15 protein-coding genes are annotated in these 17,695 nt (G+C 45.4%); 9 read left to right on the plus strand and 6 right to left on the minus strand.

The window, feature by feature from the left end; all coding sequences use genetic code 11:
• Positions 1-19: 19 nt before the first annotated feature.
• The 6 genes from FLA_RS10910 to FLA_RS10935 all read right to left on the minus strand — a co-directional run bounded on the left by FLA_RS10910 (position 20) and on the right by FLA_RS10935 (position 8,206).
• Positions 20-2,017: a M56 family metallopeptidase gene (locus FLA_RS10910; protein WP_076380496.1), complete on the minus strand. Its 1,998-nt coding sequence runs from the start codon at positions 2,015-2,017 to the stop codon at positions 20-22.
• Positions 2,018-2,029: 12 nt separating this feature from the next.
• Positions 2,030-2,419: a BlaI/MecI/CopY family transcriptional regulator gene (locus tag FLA_RS10915; protein WP_076380497.1), complete on the minus strand. Its 390-nt coding sequence runs from the start codon at positions 2,417-2,419 to the stop codon at positions 2,030-2,032.
• 68 nt (positions 2,420-2,487) lie between these two features.
• Complete coding sequence (locus FLA_RS10920) at positions 2,488-2,958, minus strand: hypothetical protein (RefSeq protein ID WP_096510924.1); 471 nt, start codon at positions 2,956-2,958, stop codon at positions 2,488-2,490.
• 114 nt (positions 2,959-3,072) lie between these two features.
• Complete coding sequence (locus FLA_RS10925) at positions 3,073-5,259, minus strand: sodium-translocating pyrophosphatase (RefSeq protein ID WP_076380499.1); 2,187 nt, start codon at positions 5,257-5,259, stop codon at positions 3,073-3,075.
• 239 nt (positions 5,260-5,498) lie between these two features.
• The gene (locus FLA_RS10930; protein ID WP_076380500.1) at positions 5,499-7,001 is read right to left on the minus strand and encodes a bifunctional ADP-dependent NAD(P)H-hydrate dehydratase/NAD(P)H-hydrate epimerase; all 1,503 of its coding nucleotides are present in this window, start codon (positions 6,999-7,001) and stop codon (positions 5,499-5,501) included.
• A 41-nt stretch (positions 7,002-7,042) separates the two neighbouring features.
• Positions 7,043-8,206: a serine hydrolase domain-containing protein gene (locus FLA_RS10935; protein WP_076380501.1), complete on the minus strand. Its 1,164-nt coding sequence runs from the start codon at positions 8,204-8,206 to the stop codon at positions 7,043-7,045.
• Between the two features lie 140 nt (positions 8,207-8,346).
• Between FLA_RS10935 and FLA_RS10940 the strand changes: the two genes are divergently transcribed.
• From FLA_RS10940 to FLA_RS10975, 9 genes are all read left to right on the plus strand, one after another.
• Positions 8,347-9,516 carry a putative sugar nucleotidyl transferase gene (locus tag FLA_RS10940; protein ID WP_076380502.1) on the plus strand — a complete coding sequence of 390 codons (1,170 nt, stop codon included), beginning with the start codon at positions 8,347-8,349 and terminating at the stop codon, positions 9,514-9,516.
• A 45-nt stretch (positions 9,517-9,561) separates the two neighbouring features.
• The gene (gene tpiA, locus FLA_RS10945) at positions 9,562-10,326 is read left to right on the plus strand and encodes a triose-phosphate isomerase (RefSeq protein WP_076380503.1); all 765 of its coding nucleotides are present in this window, start codon (positions 9,562-9,564) and stop codon (positions 10,324-10,326) included.
• Positions 10,327-10,492: 166 nt separating this feature from the next.
• Positions 10,493-12,277, plus strand: a complete 1,785-nt coding sequence (gene lepA / locus FLA_RS10950) for a translation elongation factor 4 (RefSeq protein ID WP_076380504.1) — start codon at positions 10,493-10,495, stop codon at positions 12,275-12,277.
• 154 nt (positions 12,278-12,431) lie between these two features.
• Complete coding sequence (locus FLA_RS31470; RefSeq protein WP_159445142.1) at positions 12,432-12,578, plus strand: hypothetical protein; 147 nt, start codon at positions 12,432-12,434, stop codon at positions 12,576-12,578.
• A 172-nt stretch (positions 12,579-12,750) separates the two neighbouring features.
• Positions 12,751-13,110, plus strand: coding sequence for a hypothetical protein (locus FLA_RS10955; RefSeq protein ID WP_144264093.1), 360 nt, complete (start codon positions 12,751-12,753; stop codon positions 13,108-13,110).
• 212 nt (positions 13,111-13,322) lie between these two features.
• Positions 13,323-13,718, plus strand: coding sequence for a type VI secretion system tube protein TssD (gene tssD, locus FLA_RS10960; RefSeq protein WP_076380506.1), 396 nt, complete (start codon positions 13,323-13,325; stop codon positions 13,716-13,718).
• A gap of 140 nt (positions 13,719-13,858) precedes the next feature.
• A complete protein-coding gene (locus FLA_RS10965) occupies positions 13,859-16,012 on the plus strand; it encodes a phage baseplate assembly protein V (protein ID WP_084206352.1) in 2,154 nt (717 codons plus the stop codon).
• 9 nt (positions 16,013-16,021) lie between these two features.
• Positions 16,022-17,377: a hypothetical protein gene (locus FLA_RS10970; protein ID WP_076380508.1), complete on the plus strand. Its 1,356-nt coding sequence runs from the start codon at positions 16,022-16,024 to the stop codon at positions 17,375-17,377.
• 20 nt (positions 17,378-17,397) lie between these two features.
• Entirely contained in the window at positions 17,398-17,664 is a 267-nt protein-coding gene (locus FLA_RS10975; protein WP_076380509.1) for an immunity 17 family protein, read from the plus strand.
• Positions 17,665-17,695 lie beyond the last annotated feature (31 nt).

Genomic DNA, 17,695 nt, shown 5'->3' on the forward strand with positions numbered 1-17,695 from the left:
AAGAAGTAAGCTAACCGGTTTAATCGTTTTGTGTTATGCTGGCAGCGTTTAGTGCTGCTGCTTTTACCTTCTCTACCTGCTTTCTTTTTACATTGACAATGGTTATAGTTACATCGCCGTTATGATATTGATAACGAGTGAGTTCTTTGCTGTTACCTGTAATTGTGCTGCTATCCTTAGTAGCTGTGCCGGGGGCATTGTTTTCTGTTTGTTTTACTTCTATGAAAGCTTCCCCGTTATTGCTTTCAATATATACGGGATTATAAAAAGCCCAGTGTTGCAGTTTTTTTCCGCGGTTTTCTGTTTCTATCTGCGCGCGGTGTTGTTTAAACTGCTGTTGCCAGGTGTTTTTATAAAACTGGCGCAGTATTACCATAGAGTCGGCACTATTGCTGGCCTGCGCAATGCTGGCTATCAGCAGCTGGTTAGTGCTGTCGTTGCCATTATGCAACATCCTTTCCAGTACCATAGCGGGAGTAATTTGTTTGGACATAGCCATTACAGGAGAAGGCGGTAAGTCCATATGTCCACGACCACCTCTTTTAAAACGTGGCAGGAAATCAGGCTCGTCTATCAAAAAAGGAGGGTGCACTTTTATTCTCCGTGGCTCAAAAGCGCCAAAAATATGAATCATGCCCATGCCATGTTCCGGGTTCATTTCGGGTGCGCGGCGACCGGGACGTGATGCCGGATTGCCGGGTACTGACATTACCGTTCTTATAAAATGCACAGTGCCGGGTTGGTCATCTGTAGCTACTGTTATCACAGCAGGCGCGTCGGGCATTGCTGGTGGTGGAGGCGCCTGCAGCGTGTCTGGTGCATTCGGAGTTGCGGGTGGGGCAGGTGCTGAAATTTTACGAATTGCTTTTGAATTGCCTGGCTTCGGTGCGGAGGATAAAAAGAACACCGGGCTAAACAATGGATTTTTTACCGAAACACTGATCGGCTCTATCTCTACCTGTTGTTGTGGCAGGGCTGCCTGTTGTGTGGCGCTGACCTGCAAAGTAGTGCTACTGGCTGGTGATAACCAGGCCACCGCTACTAATATACCCGTCATTAACAACAGGGCAGATAAATGTCTTTTATAATCAAACTCATGCTCTTGCTTGTTCAGCATTCGCTTTACCCGTGCCAGCAAATCACCTTTGTGGCCAGTGGCGGGCATGGCCAGTACGGGTTGCTGTTGCAGGCGTGCTATGTTTAGCAGAGCCTGTGCATACATGGAAGGATTGTACTGAAACTGCAATACCCAATCATCACAACTGTTTTCCCTTTCTTTATGAATTAAAGTGCTTAGCAGGCGTGTGAAGGGGTTAAAGAATAAAGTGATTTCTATTACTGTTTGTAGCAGATGAATGAGGTAGTCGGCGCGCTTGATATGTGCCAGCTCGTGCAGTATCACTGCTTCCATTTGTTCGGAGGTTAAATGGTTGATGCTGGCCAGGGGCACCAATATCACCGGTTTTAAAAAGCCTGCGGTAAGCGGGCTTTTCACCAGGGAAGAGAGATAGATATGTACCTGTGCTTTAATGCCCAGGTGCAAAGCGGCCTGCTGTACAAACACACGCCATTCAGGAGCTATTTTTTCCAGCCCGGAGTGTCGTATTTGTTGTGCCTGTATATAACTGCGGCTCCATTTAATGCCCAGGAATACTAATAAACACAAATAGGCTACCGACAAAAAGGGTAGCAATTGCTCTATTTTAAGAATCCATTGCATCCAGTTGCTGCTGTTAACAGTGCCGGATTGAGTGAAGTAAGAAGAAGGCAGCTGCAACAGCTGCAAAGTGCTGAGGGCCTCGGCACACTTATTATAATATACACGAAAGGTAATGATGAACCAGGCAAAGCCTGCCAGCTGGGCGGTAAGCGCCAGGATATACCGGGCAGCGGCAGTGGATTTTACCACACCGTTTAGCACCACTACAATCAGCCACAGCAATGCAATTTGCCAAAAGCTGTTTGCAATAGCATAACCCAAAGCCTGTAAAAAAGGAGAGTGGGACAGTGCCTGCATACCTTTCTTGTTTTATTGTTTCTTAAGATCGTCCAGTATACGCTGAATTTCATCCAGCTCTTCGCGGGAAGGTGCATTATTGCTGTTGCCCAATGCCTGCATTACCAGCTGGCTGGTGCTGCCGCCAAAAAGGGATTTCACCATTTTGCCCAGCATTTGCTTCTGCGTATTGTCGCGGGTAATATTGGCCTGGTAAATATGGGTTTTACTGCTGTCGTCACGAATTACAATGCCTTTCTCAAACATAATCTGCATCAGCTTCAGCGTAGTGGTGTAGCCACTTTCTTTATGCACGCTCAGTTCTTCGTGTACTTCGCGCACAGTTGCCTCTCCCTTGCTCCAGAGTATTTGCAGTATTTCCAGTTCCCCTTCTGTAGGTTTTGTGCTTTTAACGTTTCCCATGTTACGAACTATTTCGTAACAAATCTAATTAAAAAGCAAAAAAACAAACGTTAAAAACAGGTCAAAGCTTATTTTACGTAGGTGGCTACTGAGTAGTGTTGTAAAGTGGTCATTTTCAGTTTTTCTCCTTTGGCTTCTACCTGCTTGTAAGGCAAAAACTGTTTCTCCTTGTTTAAGAAGCCGATAATGCAGGAATACTGCGATGGGCCTTTTTTCAGCTGCACAGTAGGTTCTATACCAAAATTGGGAATGGTGATAGTGTCGGTTTCGTGTATTTCCTGGTAGGTGATTTTGAGCTTGTAGGTGAAAGTTTGGGCAGTTTCAAATGCTTCTACCGTAAAGTGCCAGTCGTTAAGCTCGTCTTTTACTTTGGTGGTGTAGGTGGCCACGGCTTTACTGTTCACCTGCTGGCGGGTTTCGGAAATGGGCGGAGTGGCAAACACGGGCTCTGGTTTTTTCTCCGGCTGTTTGCTGGCTTCGGATGGTTGGCAGGCGTACAAAGTAATTGCTGTTGCCAGCATCAGGACAACGTTTTTCATATCTCAATTTGATGCGGCGAATATAAAATGCAGAAATTAAAAAGTGGTAAGCGCAGGATTATTTTACTTAAATATCTCTGTCACTTACCACTTTATTCCGGTGAATAGATGGTGTTATGATTTGTGTATGATAACCCTGGTTACTGGAGGTGTTTTAGCTTTTACGCTTTCTGTTGGTTTGGTATGATGTACCTGGGCCAGCGTTGGCGCTATTACCAGGGATACAATAGACATGAGTTTAATAAGGATGTTCATGGATGGGCCGGAAGTGTCTTTAAAAGGATCACCTACGGTGTCGCCGGTTACAGAAGCTTTGTGCGGCTCTGATTTTTTGTAAAAGGTTTCGCCGTTGATTACTACGCCTTTCTCAAAGCTTTTTTTAGCGTTGTCCCATGCACCACCAGCATTATTCTGAAACATACCCATTAAAACGCCACTTACGGTAGCCCCTGCCAGAAAGCCGCCCAGCGATTCTGGTCCCATAACGAAGCCAATAAGCAAGGGGGAGATAATGGCTATAGCACCGGGCAGCATCATTTTTTTAATAGACGCTTCGGTAGATATGGCCACGCACTTTTCGTATTCCGGCTTGCCGGTACCTTCCATAATACCGGGAATGGTTTTAAACTGGCGGCGTACTTCTTCCACCATCGCCATGGCGGCATCACCTACGGCACGAATGGCTAATGAGGAGAAGATAAAAGGAATCATAGCGCCTACAAACAAGCAGGCAAGTACATTGGCTTTGTAAATGTCGATACCTGAAATACCTGCCACACCCACAAAGGCGGCGAACAAGGCAAGGGAGGTTAAGGCAGCAGAGGCAATGGCAAAGCCTTTACCCGTAGCGGCAGTGGTGTTGCCCACGGCATCCAGCACATCCGTTTTTTCACGAACTTCTTTAGGTAGTTCACACATTTCGGCAATACCACCGGCGTTATCGGCTATAGGGCCAAAGGCGTCAATAGCCAGCTGCATTGCCGTGGTGGCCATCATGCCGGCCGCTGCTATAGCCACGCCGTACAAACCGGCACAAGCATAGCTGCCCCAGATGCCACCAGCCAGCACCAGTATGGGTAACGTAGTACTTTCCATACCCACTGCCAGGCCGCCGATAACATTGGTAGCGTGCCCTGTGGCCGATTTGCGTATAATGCTTAACACGGGTCTTTTACCCATAGCGGTATAATACTCGGTAATAATACTCATTAAAGTGCCTACCAGTAAGCCTACACCAATTGCGCCCAGTACCCCCCATTTGGTAAACTCCAGGCCTCTGAGCGTCATGGTTTCCGGTAATATATAACCTACCAGTCCTATACAGGCCAAGGCGGTTAATACAATGGAACCCCAGTTGCCCATGTTCAGAGCTTTTTGCACGCTTTGCGTGCTTACACCCGCACTGTCGCTGATGCGAACAAAGAAGGTGCCCAGTATAGAAAAGATAATGCCTGAGCCTGCAATGAGCATAGGCAACAGGATAGGGGCAAAACCGCCAAAATTGTCCTGCGAAATGGTTTCCTGGCCCAGTACCATAGTGGCCAGTACCGTGGCTACATACGAACCAAATAAATCAGCACCCATACCAGCCACGTCACCCACATTATCGCCTACGTTGTCGGCAATGGTAGCGGGGTTGCGCGGGTCATCTTCGGGAATACCTGCTTCTACTTTGCCTACCAGATCGGCCCCCACATCAGCGGCTTTGGTGTAAATGCCGCCACCCACACGGGCAAACAGGGCTATAGATTCTGCTCCGAGTGAAAAGCCGGTCAATACTTCAATAGTGCGCACCATTTCAATAGAATTGGCGGCAGCGCCGGGAGCAAATATTTCTTTAAACACCAGGTATAAACCACCCAAACCCAACACGGCCAAACCAGCTACGCCCAGGCCCATTACCGAACCGCCGGTAAACGATACCTGCAGGGCCTTGGATAAACTGGTACGCGCTGCGTGGGTGGTGCGTACATTGGCTTTGGTGGCTATTTTCATTCCAATATACCCTGCCACGGCACTGCTTACAGCACCAATAACAAAGGCTACCGCTATTAACCAGCTGCTATTGGGATTGCTTTGGGCCATCACCCCCAGCAGTAATGCTACAATAACAACGAAATAAGACAGCACCTTCCATTCTGCTTTTAGAAAAGCCATAGCGCCTTCTGCTATATACTGGCTTATCTGCACCATATGACTGCTGCCAGCTTCCTGTTTAGATACCCATTTAAATTTGATGAGAGTGTACAAGAGTCCAATGATGCCCATTAAAGGCACCAGCATAAATAAGTTTTTTTCCATGAGCAAGAAATGTCAGAAAGTGAATTAATAGGTGTTAAAAAAGAAAGTTAATAAAAAAAAGAGGGAAAACCACTGGAAATGATAGCATTCACCGATTAAAAGCAGAAAGAAATGTGAAAAAGGCTTTAAGGAGTTTTTAATTTTTTAATTTTTTTTTAATTTCGTTCCATCGGAAACGATAAAATAACTATCCATAGGGGTATGGATTGTTTATGAAGGGTTACAAAAGAGGCTTATTCCTAAGCCTCTTTTTTTGAGCGATGTACCCAATGGAAGGCTTTACCCATGTTTCGGATAATATCCGAGGGCAATAAACTCTCTTCACTTTGCAAATCCAGCGACAAATCGGCGGCTAAACCATGTAAATACACACCCAGCCGGGCAGCCGTTAATCCATTTTTATATTGCGACAATAAACTGGTAATGATACCGGTAAGCACATCGCCACTGCCGCCTGTGGCCATTCCGGCATTGCCGGTAGTGTTAAAGTAGCCTTTGCCTTCACTCGCAACCAGGGTATGATGTCCTTTTAATACTATTACCAGCGGCCATTGCATGGTAATGGCCAGGGCCTTTTCCAACCGTTCATATTCATTATTATTATGTGGCCCAAACAAACGGTCAAACTCTTTAGGATGGGGTGTTAGCACCGATCCTGCGGGCAGGCGGCTAAGCCATTCGGGATGTGTGCTGATAATGTTTAAGGCATCTGCATCCAGCACCAGGGGCTTATCAGCGTTCCATTGTAATAAACTATCCAGCAGTTGCACCGCTGTTTGTTCGGTGCCCATACCGGGGCCTGCACCTATGCATGCATATTTACCGGCATCGCTTTGTTGCAGGGTAGTAATACACATCGCTTCGGGAACTGAGCTTTGTATAATCGTGTAGCCGCTATCGGGCACATGCACGGTTAACAGGCCAATGCCACTGCGCAAACAGGCGCGTGCAGCCAGCACGGCGGCACCGGTTTTGCCGTGGCTGCCGGCTACCAGCAAGGCATGACCAAAACTGCCTTTGTGGCTAAAGGCGTTGCGGGGTTGGTAGAGTTGTGCTATGGCTGCGGTGGTAGTTACCTCCCAGCTGGTGGTTACTGTTTCGGGAAACTGGCTGTTCAGCCCTATATGTAACACCTGCACGTTGCCACAAAAGGCGGCGTTTTCTGCCAGCATAAAGCACAGTTTCAGTGACTGAAAAGTAAGTGTATGGCTGGCTTGTATGATGGTGTTGCCTTTGGAAGAGCCTTGTATGTACATGCCACTGGGCACATCTATAGCACATATGGTGGCAGGGGAGTTGTTCATATGGGTTACCAGTTGTTGCGGTAACCCTTGCAGGGGGCGGTTAAGTCCCGAACCGTAAAGCGCATCAATAAGTATGTCGGTGGAATGGATAACAGGAAAAAAGCTACTGTCTTGTATATAATGAATAGCAGTACTCAGCTTATGTAACCGTTGCAGGTTGGTTTGAAAATCGGGTGTGCCGGCAGAACCTTGTTCCAGTATGTACACCTCGCTGTGTATACCTTTTTCCAGCAGTAAGCGGGCTATGGCCAGTCCATCGCCGCCATTATTGCCTTTGCCACAGAATATACGGATAGTTTGCTGTTCTGGTGCTTGCTGTATAAGCCAGTTACAGCAGGCTTTGGCGGCCGTTTCCATCAGGTCGGTGGATGATATGGAAAGAGATGCAATGGTATAGGCATCCCATTGCTGTATTTGCTGTGCCGATAATAGTTTCATGCGTGTATTCCTTACAATCAGTAAGTAAAATACACCAAAACTTATTCTTCCAGTTTATTAATATCGTGACCGCCGGTAAATATATCTGCCATACGTTTCGACTGGTATATCATACGGTTGTACTTATTACCCAGCACAATAATGGTGGCAGTATCCTGCACCATGCGTGTAAAGGAAGTGTTGCTGCCATGCCATTTGCCATTGTGGTAAATGATGGTGTCGCCGGCATTGGTGAACAAACGCCAGCCCAGCCCATAATTGTGCATGCTGCGTTTTTCCAGGCTTTGTGGTGTAAAAGCGCTGTCGAGGGTAGCGGCCGAAACAAAGGTGTGCTGATACAGGGCTTTATCCCATAAAAACATATCCTGTACAGTGCTGTAAATATTTTTATCGCCGTAGGTGCAATCCAGGTGATCCATCGGGTAAGGACGGTTGCCTATATAAGTAGGCACGTACTGGCTGGTGTCTTTAGCTGAGAATACAAAAGTATGTGACATGCCCAGGGGGGTGAATACACTGTCCTTCATATACTGCGGGTAATTCATACCGGTGATCTTTTCCACAATCATGGCCAGCAGTACATAATTGGTATTGCAGTAATGGAAGTTTCTGTTGGGCTGGTTATCTAAACGCGGTTTGTGCTGCACCATAAAATTGAGTACATCCTCATTGGAGGCTTTCACTTTTTTATTCCAGCACGAATCGAAAAAATAGAGGTAGTTGGGTAAACCGCTGCGGTGGCTTAACAACATGCGCACCGAAATGCCGGGGTAAGGAAGCGTAGGAAAAAACTTTTGCAGGGTATCGTCCAGCGATAAACGGCCCTGCTGCCACAGTTTCAGCACAGTGGTGCCCGTAAAGGTTTTAGAAATAGAAGCCAGGTGAAATGGGGTATTGGCGGTTATGGGTGTTTTATCCCTGAAATCGGCATAGCCTTTATAATCTTCAAAAATGATTTCCCCGTTTTTGGCCACCAGGATACTGCCATTGAAATTGGGACCCAATATAGTATGATAGGCCGCTTCTATACGGGCTTTATAATAAGATTTTGATTCGGGAGTTAAACCGGAAAAATGAAAATCAGCACCTGTTACACCTGTTGCATCCGCTTCGTTTTTTTCATTGCTGCCGGCCTGTGAGCAGGCGGTAAACGCGCCAAAAAAGAGAAAGAGAAATAAGTAAAGTAAGTTATATGCCTGCCTCATGTATTTGTTTCACTTAATCAATGGTTATACGAAATTCGTGCCTTACAGGCCATCAGCTATCTTATATCCCTCATAAAAGGGGTTGCAAAAATAGGTGAATTGGTGGCATATAATTACTTTCAAATAATTAACACCGAGTAATGGCAATAGTTTTATTTGATCCGGCAGACAGGGAAAGTTTTTTTCCATTAACACAAACCAGGGCAGTGGCGGCTTTTCGTATGGGCATGCTTACCATACAACAACGCTGGCAACTGTGGAGTAATCAACCCGTTTTTATATTAACGGCCCACTATCTGCAATCGTTATATCCTGTTATTGAACAAGGTACGCATATTTGGATAGATGCCACTGTGTTACCCGACGAAGCTTTGTTGCAACAGATATTGCAGTTGCAACATGGGCAGGCTGTACAGGATGCACAGGGGATAGTGGCCTGTTGTATAGAGAGCGATGAAGGGCCTTTTTCGCTGGCGGAGGTTTCGCCCCGGCTTACTTATATACATACCTGGCAGCACCCGGTAAACCGGTTAATGTATGCCTGGGACTTGTTTAAATGCAATGATGAATGGGCGCGTAAAGATTTTGGATTGTTAACTGCGGGAAGTATTCCGCCCAGCCTGTCCCATACCAACCAGGTAATAAGGCCCGACCTGGTATACGTAGAAGAAGGCGCGGAGGTAGAATTTGCTACTTTGAATGCGGCTACCGGACCTATTTATATTGCCCGTAATGCGGTGATCATGGAAGGTTCGTTTTTACGCGGACCATTATATATAGGAGAGGGCACTGTGGTGAAAATGGGCGCTAAGATATATGGGGCTACAACCATAGGTCCGCGTTGTACGGTAGGCGGCGAAATAAAGAACGCTATTATAATGGGTAACAGTAACAAGGCGCACGATGGCTACCTGGGCGATGCGGTAATAGGTGAGTGGTGTAACCTGGGAGCGGGTACCAGTAACAGCAATGTAAAAAACACCGGCGGCGAGGTGAAAATATGGCACCACAGTACCGGAAAATTTGTGCTGGCCGGGTTTAAGTGTGGTATGATTATGGGCGACTATACCCGCACGGCTATTAACACTGCTATTAATACCGGCACTATTATAGGCACCTGCTGTAACGTATTTGGAGATGGACTAACCCCTAAAGTGCTGGCGCCTTTTACCTGGGGCAGTAAGGGCATTACCCGTTACGAATTTGAAAAAGCGCTTCAGGATGTAAACAACTGGAAAAAAATGAAACATAGTGAATTAACGGTGCAGGAAACGGAGGTGTTAAAGCATGTATTTGAACACATCAAGTAATTATTCTCTACTTTTGGCCCTCCTTTGAATTTTAAACATAGTAATATGAGAAAGCAGATAGCTGCAGCGAACTGGAAAATGAATCTGACCCTGCAACAGGGAGAAGCGTTATTGGATGGCATTTTGGGCAAAGTGAGTTCACTGGGAAAAGACCAACAGGTGGTTTTTGCAGTACCCTTCCCTTATTTGAGCCAGGCGCAACAAAAAATTGCTGGTAAAGAGCAGGTATTTATTGCAGCACAAAACTGTTATAACAAAAAGTCAGGTGCATTTACAGGCGAGGTTTCTGTAGAAATGTTACAATCATTGGGTATTCAGTGGGTAGTGTTGGGACACTCTGAAAGAAGAGAATATTTTGGCGAAAGCGACCAATTTTTAGCGGAAAAAGTGAATATCGTACTGGAAAATGGTTTAACGCCCCTTTTCTGCTGCGGTGAAGCATTACAAATTCGTGAGGCGAATACTCAGAACGAATTTGTAGGCAACCAGTTAAAAGCTTCTTTATTCCACCTGAGTGCTGAGCAAATTCAGAAAGTGGTTATTGCCTACGAACCCATCTGGGCTATCGGTACCGGCAAAACGGCCAGCAGCGCACAGGCACAGGAAATGCACGCTTTTATCCGTGCTGAATTAGCGGCTAAATACGGCGCAGAAGTAGCCAGCAACATCTCTATCCTGTACGGTGGTAGCGTAAAAGCAGCTAATGCAGTAGAAATTTTTGGTCAGCCTGACGTAGACGGCGGCCTGGTAGGTGGTGCCTCTTTAATTGCAGACGAATTTGTAAGCATTATCAACGGACTGAAGAAGTAAGTTGTTCGTATATATAGTTGTAAGTCCATAGTTATCAGTAACTATGGACTTTTTTTCTGTTTTCATCCGATTTTGACCCTTTTTTTGTATTTATTTTCCACTTTTCACTCCCAACTTCCAACTGCCCCCTCAACCCAATGCAGTTTTAATTTATCTTTGCCGCCTTATGAAGCATATCAGGAATTTTTGCATTATTGCGCACATTGACCATGGTAAAAGTACCCTGGCAGACCGCTTGCTGGAACATACGAAAACCATTGGTTCACGTGACATGATGAACCAGGTATTGGATGATATGGACCTGGAACGTGAAAAAGGCATTACTATCAAGAGTAAAGCCATCCAGATGGACTATGTGATCAATGGGCAACAATACACATTAAACCTGATTGATACTCCCGGCCACGTTGACTTCAGCTATGAAGTGAGCCGTGCACTGGCTGCCTGTGAAGGTGCCTTGCTGCTGGTAGATGCTTCGCAAGGTATTCAGGCGCAAACCATCAGTAACCTGTACCTGGCCATTGGCAACGACCTGGAAATTATCCCTGTTATCAATAAAATTGATATGGACGGGGCTATGATTCCCGAGGTAAAAGACCAGATTATTGAACTTATCGGCTGTAAAGACGAAGATATTCTGCTGGCCAGCGGTAAAAGCGGTATTGGTATTGAAGAAATACTGCAAGCGGTAGTAGCACGTATCCCTGCTCCGGAAGGAAATGCGGAAGCGCCATTGGAAGCATTGCTTTTTGATAGCGTATTTAATAGCTTCCGCGGCATTATTGCATATTTCCGTATATATAATGGAACCATTCGCAAAGGTGATAAAGTACGCTTTCTGGCCACCGGCGCCGAGTATGAAGCGGCTGAAATTGGTGTGTTAAAACTGGGGCTGGAACCTCGTAAAGAAGTGAAAGCAGGTGATGTAGGTTATATCATTACCGGTATTAAAACTGCCAAAGACGTAAAAGTAGGTGATACCATTACTATTGCTTCTAATCCGGGTAACGCTATCCAGGGCTTTGAAGAAGTAAAGCCGATGGTATTTGCCGGTATATTCCCCGTAGTAACGGAAGATTTCGAAGAATTACGTGACTGCATGGAAAAACTGCAGCTGAACGATGCTTCTCTTACCTACGAAATTGAAACATCACAGGCATTAGGCTTTGGTTTCCGATGCGGATTCCTTGGTTTGCTGCACATGGAAATTATACAGGAACGTTTAGAGCGTGAGTTTAACCAAACGGTTATTACAACTGTACCGAACGTAAGTTTCATCGCTTATACTACCCGCGATGAAAAAATTATCGTAAACAACCCGGCCGAAATGCCCGACCCTGTAAAAATTGACAGGGTAGAAGAGCCTTTCATCCGTGCGCAAATTATCACCCTGCCTGAGTATATCGGCAACATTATGACACTGTGCTTAGGCAAGCGTGGTATTTTATTAAACCAGAGCTACCTTACTCCCACACGTGTGGAGCTGATTTTTGAAATGCCGTTAACCGAAATCGTATTTGATTTCTACGATAAGCTGAAAAGCAATACCCGCGGTTATGCTTCTTTCGATTATACACCTATTGGTTACCGCGAAGCGGATATTGCCAAAATGGATATTCTGCTGAATGGTGATAAAGTGGATGCTTTAAGTGCCCTTATCCACCGCAGCCGCGCGCAGGACTTTGGTCGTAAGCTGTGCGAAAAACTGAAAGAGCTGTTGCCACGTCAGCAGTTTATGATTGCCATTCAGGCAGCTGTAGGAGCGAAGGTGCTGGCGCGCGAAACCATCAGTGCTATGCGTAAAGATGTAACTGCCAAGTGTTATGGTGGTGATATCAGCCGTAAGCGTAAACTGTTGGAAAAGCAGAAAGAAGGTAAAAAACGTATGCGCCAGATTGGTAACGTAGAAATACCACAGGAAGCTTTCCTGGCTGTATTGAAGCTGGATTAACAGATTTATATATACTTGTTTGCACAACGCCCGTCTATAAAAAGATGGGCGTTGTTGTTTATAGCCCCTTTTATATTTACTTTTATCGGCACGCAAATAAGTGGCAAACTACCCGGTTTGTCTGGATATATTCTGTAAGTAAAATTTAATATTGATGAAACTAGTAGCATTAGTACAGTACTTCCGCGATGGTGGAACCTATGATGCATTTGACTGCGAACCAGTTTACCAGGTAATGCGAACTGGTGTTTGTGTTGTTGAGCTGGTATCTGGTTTCCATGGTATTATTGAAGCGCTGTAAAGGTTTGCCTTAGGTTTAGCCATAGGTATTAGTGCAGATGACTAAATATAAAATATATCTTTTGTATTTGCAATAGTTGATGAAAGGGGGATTTGTATAAATACTACACTTGTTTGAGGGCCTTGTGTACTAAGGTAATATGATTAATATTGATATCTCAGGCAGTAGCTATATGTCAAAAATTGCGATAGAGATTATAGGATACGTTGATTTACCCGGAACCATTTCGGTCATTAAGAAAGTTACCGGTAAGGGTATTGCTGAAATTAAACACTGTATTGAGGTGCAGTTGCCGGTGTGGGAAGCCATCTTGTTTTATAATAACCATAATGAGGTGGCTACGGGCTTAGCTGATATTGTAAAAAAACTGCCTGCTATAGGTACTCAACTGGCTATGTATGAGCTGGAAGAAAGTGATGATGCTACCAATTTAACCCGTTACCAGGATTGTATTATTACCGGGGAGATGTTAATGAATATGTTAGCCATGCATAATGATGAAATAGACCGGCAACAAGATTATAATCAATGAAAGGAGTTGTGATGGGGCAGTATGCGTGTGATGCGGTACATTCTTTTACACAGTTTATATACGAGTGAAAATAGGAGTAGTTGATTGTTAAATACTTACCTGTTTTTGCTACTTTGGATTGTAGTATTTATACGATCGTATATGTACTACACTTTATATAAGGGTTTTGTACCATAGAATATAATAATTAATATTGTTACAAATTATATTTTATGGCGTACAACGCAACTCTGAAATTTAATGGTGGTTCTGACTTTAAAGTGCTGGACGTAACTTACAGCGTAGGTCGCACCAATGATCCTTCCGGACGTGTAGCATCTGATCCTTCCAACGCTACCATCAAAGTAACTGTTGAAGCTACCGAGAAAAGCGATATTCTCGAAAGTATGCTCAATGCTAAGTTTAAACCTACCAAAGGCGACATTACTTTCAACAAATCTAATGAAGAAGGTAAGCTGATTGAACTGGGCTGGGAAAATGGCTATGTAATCTGGCATGAAGTGAAGTTTGATTCTGTGAATTCAAAAAGCATGCATGTTAGCTTCGTGGTAAGCGCAGAATCTATCCAGTACGGAACTTCTCTGTACTTCGGTAAGTGGCCTGCTTAATCAACTGATTCGTTAGTAGATGAATTAGCACCTGCTCCTTCCTGCAACAGTTTACTATTGTTGGGGGAAGGAGTTTAAGGCATGCTTATGCCCACAACCTGAAGTAGTAAATCTTCTTAATTTTATTAATTACCACAGATATGATGACGCCGCAACCTCAGCCCTCCAACGATAACACCGATGCGTTGAAACAAGCTGCCATACAACAAGGAGAACAACTGGCTATAAACGAAATAGAAAAGAAAGCAGGAGAGAAAGCGCAAAAAGCGGTAGATGCTGCACAAAAAGTACAGCAGGCTGCTGGCATAGCGCAAACAGTGGCCAGCCAGCTGAAGAAGCCGGCAACCAGCCCCACCGGAACATCCAGCGTTCCGGCAGGTACGAATGCGCCACAACAAACAGCGGCTCCGGCTGATACAGATGCGGGTGCAGGTAATACGACTGCCGGCACCAGCGATAGCAGCACCCAGAAATCGGACGAGCTGCTGATTGTATCTACTGTTGGACTGGAACTGACTATAGAGGGACATACTTTAAAAAACTACGAATCATTTACACTGCACCAAAGCACCAGCCAGCACCATCGCTTTGAGCTGGTAGTGGCGTACGATGCATTTGACAGCAAAGAGCAGCCTGTAGATGATCATTGGATGAAAATATCGCGCAAGCTGCCTGGTAAAGCCATTTTTGCAGGCTTCTATTATAAGGCCAAAGAAGGCGATAATAAGAAGCGTTACTTCTCTGGTGTTATTACCAACGTTAGTTTCCGCAGATCGAGCGAAGATGCAGGATTTATTGTAATTGCCGGGTATAGTCCTACCATTCTGATGGATGGTGCGCCGCACATACAAAGTTTTACAGGCAATAACCTGGTGAAGATAGCAGAAGACATCGCTACCCAATCGGGTATTAAAGGTTTTCTGGTGGCTAAGCCTAAATATACCAGCAACCTGATATACAGCTGTCAGTATAACGAAACTCACTATAATTATCTGAACAGGTTGGCGGTTAGCTGGGGCGAGTGGTTTTATTACTCTGGCGAGAAACTGTATTTTGGTAAACCGGAGTTGCCACCTGCTGTAAAACTGGTGTTTGGCCGGGACGTGCAGCAGATGGAAACCGTGATTAATACGGCACACGTACAGCCTTCTCATTATGGTTACAGCAGCACCAGTCACGAAGCTTTAACCTCAGAAGCTTATGACGTAAAAGGATTGGATGATATAGGGGAGGTGGCATTCAAAGCCAGCCAGACCTTGTATAAAACTCCTGCTATGCAGGTGTCGCCTGTGCGCGCCAGCAACAGCACAGATGTAAAGGCTACGCAAAAAAGTCTGACTACTGCCTATGCTGCCGGATTGTTTACGGTAAAAGGCATCAGCACCAACCCATATTTGTTTCCGGGATGCCCGGTATCGCTGGAAGTGCGTGATGCTAAAAAGCAAAGCAATGAACATTTTGCTGATCTTATTATTACTGATCTGAAGCAAACCTTGTTACCTAACGGTGAATACCAGTGTGAGTTTATTGCCATACCTTCTTCATCGGAAAACCTGCCACATCCTGCTGTTATTGCGCCCACTGCAGAGCCACAACTGGCCACTGTTATCAGCAATAAGGATAAAGACGGGCAGGGGCGCGTAACTGTACAGTTTCACTGGCAGAAAGATCCTACCGACCTGATACGTGTAATGACGCCAGATGCGGGTAACAGCGATAAAGTAGGTGCTAACCGCGGCCTGGTAACCATTCCTGAAGTGGGCGACCAGGTAATGGTAGGCTTTATCCATAGCAATCCCGATCGTCCTTTTGTGATGGGCAGCATGTTTCATGGTAAAGTGGGTACCGGCGGTGGAGATGGCAACAATATGAAAAGCCTTACCAGCAAAAGCGGTCATACCGTACAGCTGAACGATGCAGGCAGTATTATTATCCGGGATAAGTCTAATGCCAATCATATTGAAATCAACGGAGACAACACCATTACAGTTACTGCCGCCAAAACTATTGAGCTTACCAATGGCAAGTCCTCTATTAAGATAGATGATGAAACCATCACCATTGATGCCAAGAACATTGTGCTCACCGGTGATAAAATAACAGGCACCGGCGATACCTCCATTACCTTAAGCACCAAAGAAGCCGCTATTTCCGGTAAGGATAAAGTGGATGTTAATGGTAAAGAGGTAACGATAAGCGCCAGCGCCAATGCTACCCTTAGCGGTAACGCTAAAACAGTGGTAACAGCTGTAGGACAAACCTGTATTGAAGGAGCTATTGTAAAATTGAATTAAACGGTATACGTGCAGCAATCGAATCCTATACAACAACGCATAGAGTGGCTTTCTGAGAAATGGACTAACCTGGTGGGCCAAACCAAAGCACCAGCTATAAGAATAGTGCATACCACGGATGAAGAAGATATGATAGATACCTTCTTCACCTATATGCATTCTTTGGATTCTTCTGTTGAAGATATCTCGTTCCAGTTTGATGATGTGTTTACCAACCGGGAAGAGTACAGCAAACTTTTGCTGCAATCTCTTACGGAAAATATTCGCATCTGGAATGAAAGCGAAAAAGAAAGCAATGTACCGTTTGAGCCGATAGACTGGCAACCGGATTATAACAAAACCAATAAGCTGAACCCGGCCTGGTTGTTCATTGCCAATTTTAACGACCTGGTGCAAAAGCTGGAAGTAGAGCCGGAATATGCGGTGGTGTTGACTTTAACGCCTATGGCCATAGGTAATACTTCCCGTTTTACAGAGTGGGTGCAGAATGCAATAGATGCACGCCCGCACAAGCAGGTAAAAATACTGGTGGCGGATAATGCCGCTAAGCCTATGTTCGACCACATGGCTCATAATCCCCAGGTGATGGCCACGCTGGTGGCCGACCTGGACATGCCTAATGCCATGCAGCAGGTGGCAGCTATGGGTGATGCCAATGAACCTTCTACTCCTTACCGTGTGTCGTTTATTAAATTGATGCAGGCGATGACGGATAAAAACGACAAGCTGGTATATGAAGAAGGGAACAAATGCTTAGCCATTGCCAACGAAAACATTGAGAAAGACAGTTACTGGCTTACACAAAAGATCGTGATTTTCTGTGCCTGGAGTAATTATGAGCTGGGCAGAAGAGAATTTAAGAAAGCGATTGAATATGCCGACCAGGGCGTAGAAGCCGCCCGTTTGCTGTCTCCTTTGCTCCACGACGATTTGTTAGGCGGTAAATACCTGGCGCAAACTGTTATGCAGCGCGCCGCTGTGTATGTGGTATGGAAGCGCTGGGAAGAAGCATTGGCCGATTACAGCCTGGCAGCCCAACTGTATCACGATGGCAATGAATATATCCTGGGTACAGAAGCGTACCGTATGTGTGCCTATGTGGCGTTAAAGGATAGCAAAGGGGAGGAAGCTACTGCTTTCCTGGCAACAGGTATCCGCTTTGGCCAGTACATACCAGCTACACATATCCACGGCACCACCTATGCCGCTTTATTTGAAATGATCTTAAGCAGACAGTTTGAAAAGCATATTTCTTTCCAGGAAATGGAAGACATCGCTCAACCTATATATGGTGACGATTGGGTAGACAAAGTGCGCAACTGGAAAGAGATACCCGCTAACATACTGGAACCTGCCGATAGTTAACATCGTAAAAAACACCTTTTATGGCTAACGATTTCTGGGATGATGTACGCGCTTACATGAAAGAGCATCCCCAGGTACTGGGACTGATATTTTGCACCGCAGGCATCATGATTATGTGGGGCGCCTGGAAAAACTGGGACTGGCTATATGCCCCCGATGGCGGCATGCGCGGCCTTGGTGGCATCAGTGCTTACCTGGGGCGTAGTGCAGCCCGCATAGCAGGTGTTGTTATTGGTATTTCGCTGGTGGGCGCATCCATTGTGATGTTTTGCTCAGACAGGTTTTAACGCCCACCACATTATTCATCCTTTCAACCGA

It is taken from the genome of Filimonas lacunae, from assembly GCF_002355595.1.
Taxonomy (GTDB): Bacteria; Bacteroidota; Bacteroidia; order Chitinophagales; family Chitinophagaceae; genus Filimonas; species Filimonas lacunae.

Coding starts and splice junctions, on each gene's coding strand:
- FLA_RS10910 (WP_076380496.1), bottom strand. CDS start 2,017: ATGCAGGCACTGTCCCACTCTCCTTTTTTACAGGCTTTGGGTTATGCT.
- FLA_RS10915 (WP_076380497.1), bottom strand. CDS start 2,419: ATGGGAAACGTTAAAAGCACAAAACCTACAGAAGGGGAACTGGAAATA.
- FLA_RS10920 (WP_096510924.1), bottom strand. CDS start 2,958: ATGAAAAACGTTGTCCTGATGCTGGCAACAGCAATTACTTTGTACGCC.
- FLA_RS10925 (WP_076380499.1), bottom strand. CDS start 5,259: ATGGAAAAAAACTTATTTATGCTGGTGCCTTTAATGGGCATCATTGGA.
- FLA_RS10930 (WP_076380500.1), bottom strand. CDS start 7,001: ATGAAACTATTATCGGCACAGCAAATACAGCAATGGGATGCCTATACC.
- FLA_RS10935 (WP_076380501.1), bottom strand. CDS start 8,206: ATGAGGCAGGCATATAACTTACTTTACTTATTTCTCTTTCTCTTTTTT.
- FLA_RS10940 (WP_076380502.1), top strand. CDS start 8,347: ATGGCAATAGTTTTATTTGATCCGGCAGACAGGGAAAGTTTTTTTCCA.
- tpiA (WP_076380503.1), top strand. CDS start 9,562: ATGAGAAAGCAGATAGCTGCAGCGAACTGGAAAATGAATCTGACCCTG.
- lepA (WP_076380504.1), top strand. CDS start 10,493: ATGAAGCATATCAGGAATTTTTGCATTATTGCGCACATTGACCATGGT.
- FLA_RS31470 (WP_159445142.1), top strand. CDS start 12,432: ATGAAACTAGTAGCATTAGTACAGTACTTCCGCGATGGTGGAACCTAT.
- FLA_RS10955 (WP_144264093.1), top strand. CDS start 12,751: ATGTCAAAAATTGCGATAGAGATTATAGGATACGTTGATTTACCCGGA.
- tssD (WP_076380506.1), top strand. CDS start 13,323: ATGGCGTACAACGCAACTCTGAAATTTAATGGTGGTTCTGACTTTAAA.
- FLA_RS10965 (WP_084206352.1), top strand. CDS start 13,859: ATGATGACGCCGCAACCTCAGCCCTCCAACGATAACACCGATGCGTTG.
- FLA_RS10975 (WP_076380509.1), top strand. CDS start 17,398: ATGGCTAACGATTTCTGGGATGATGTACGCGCTTACATGAAAGAGCAT.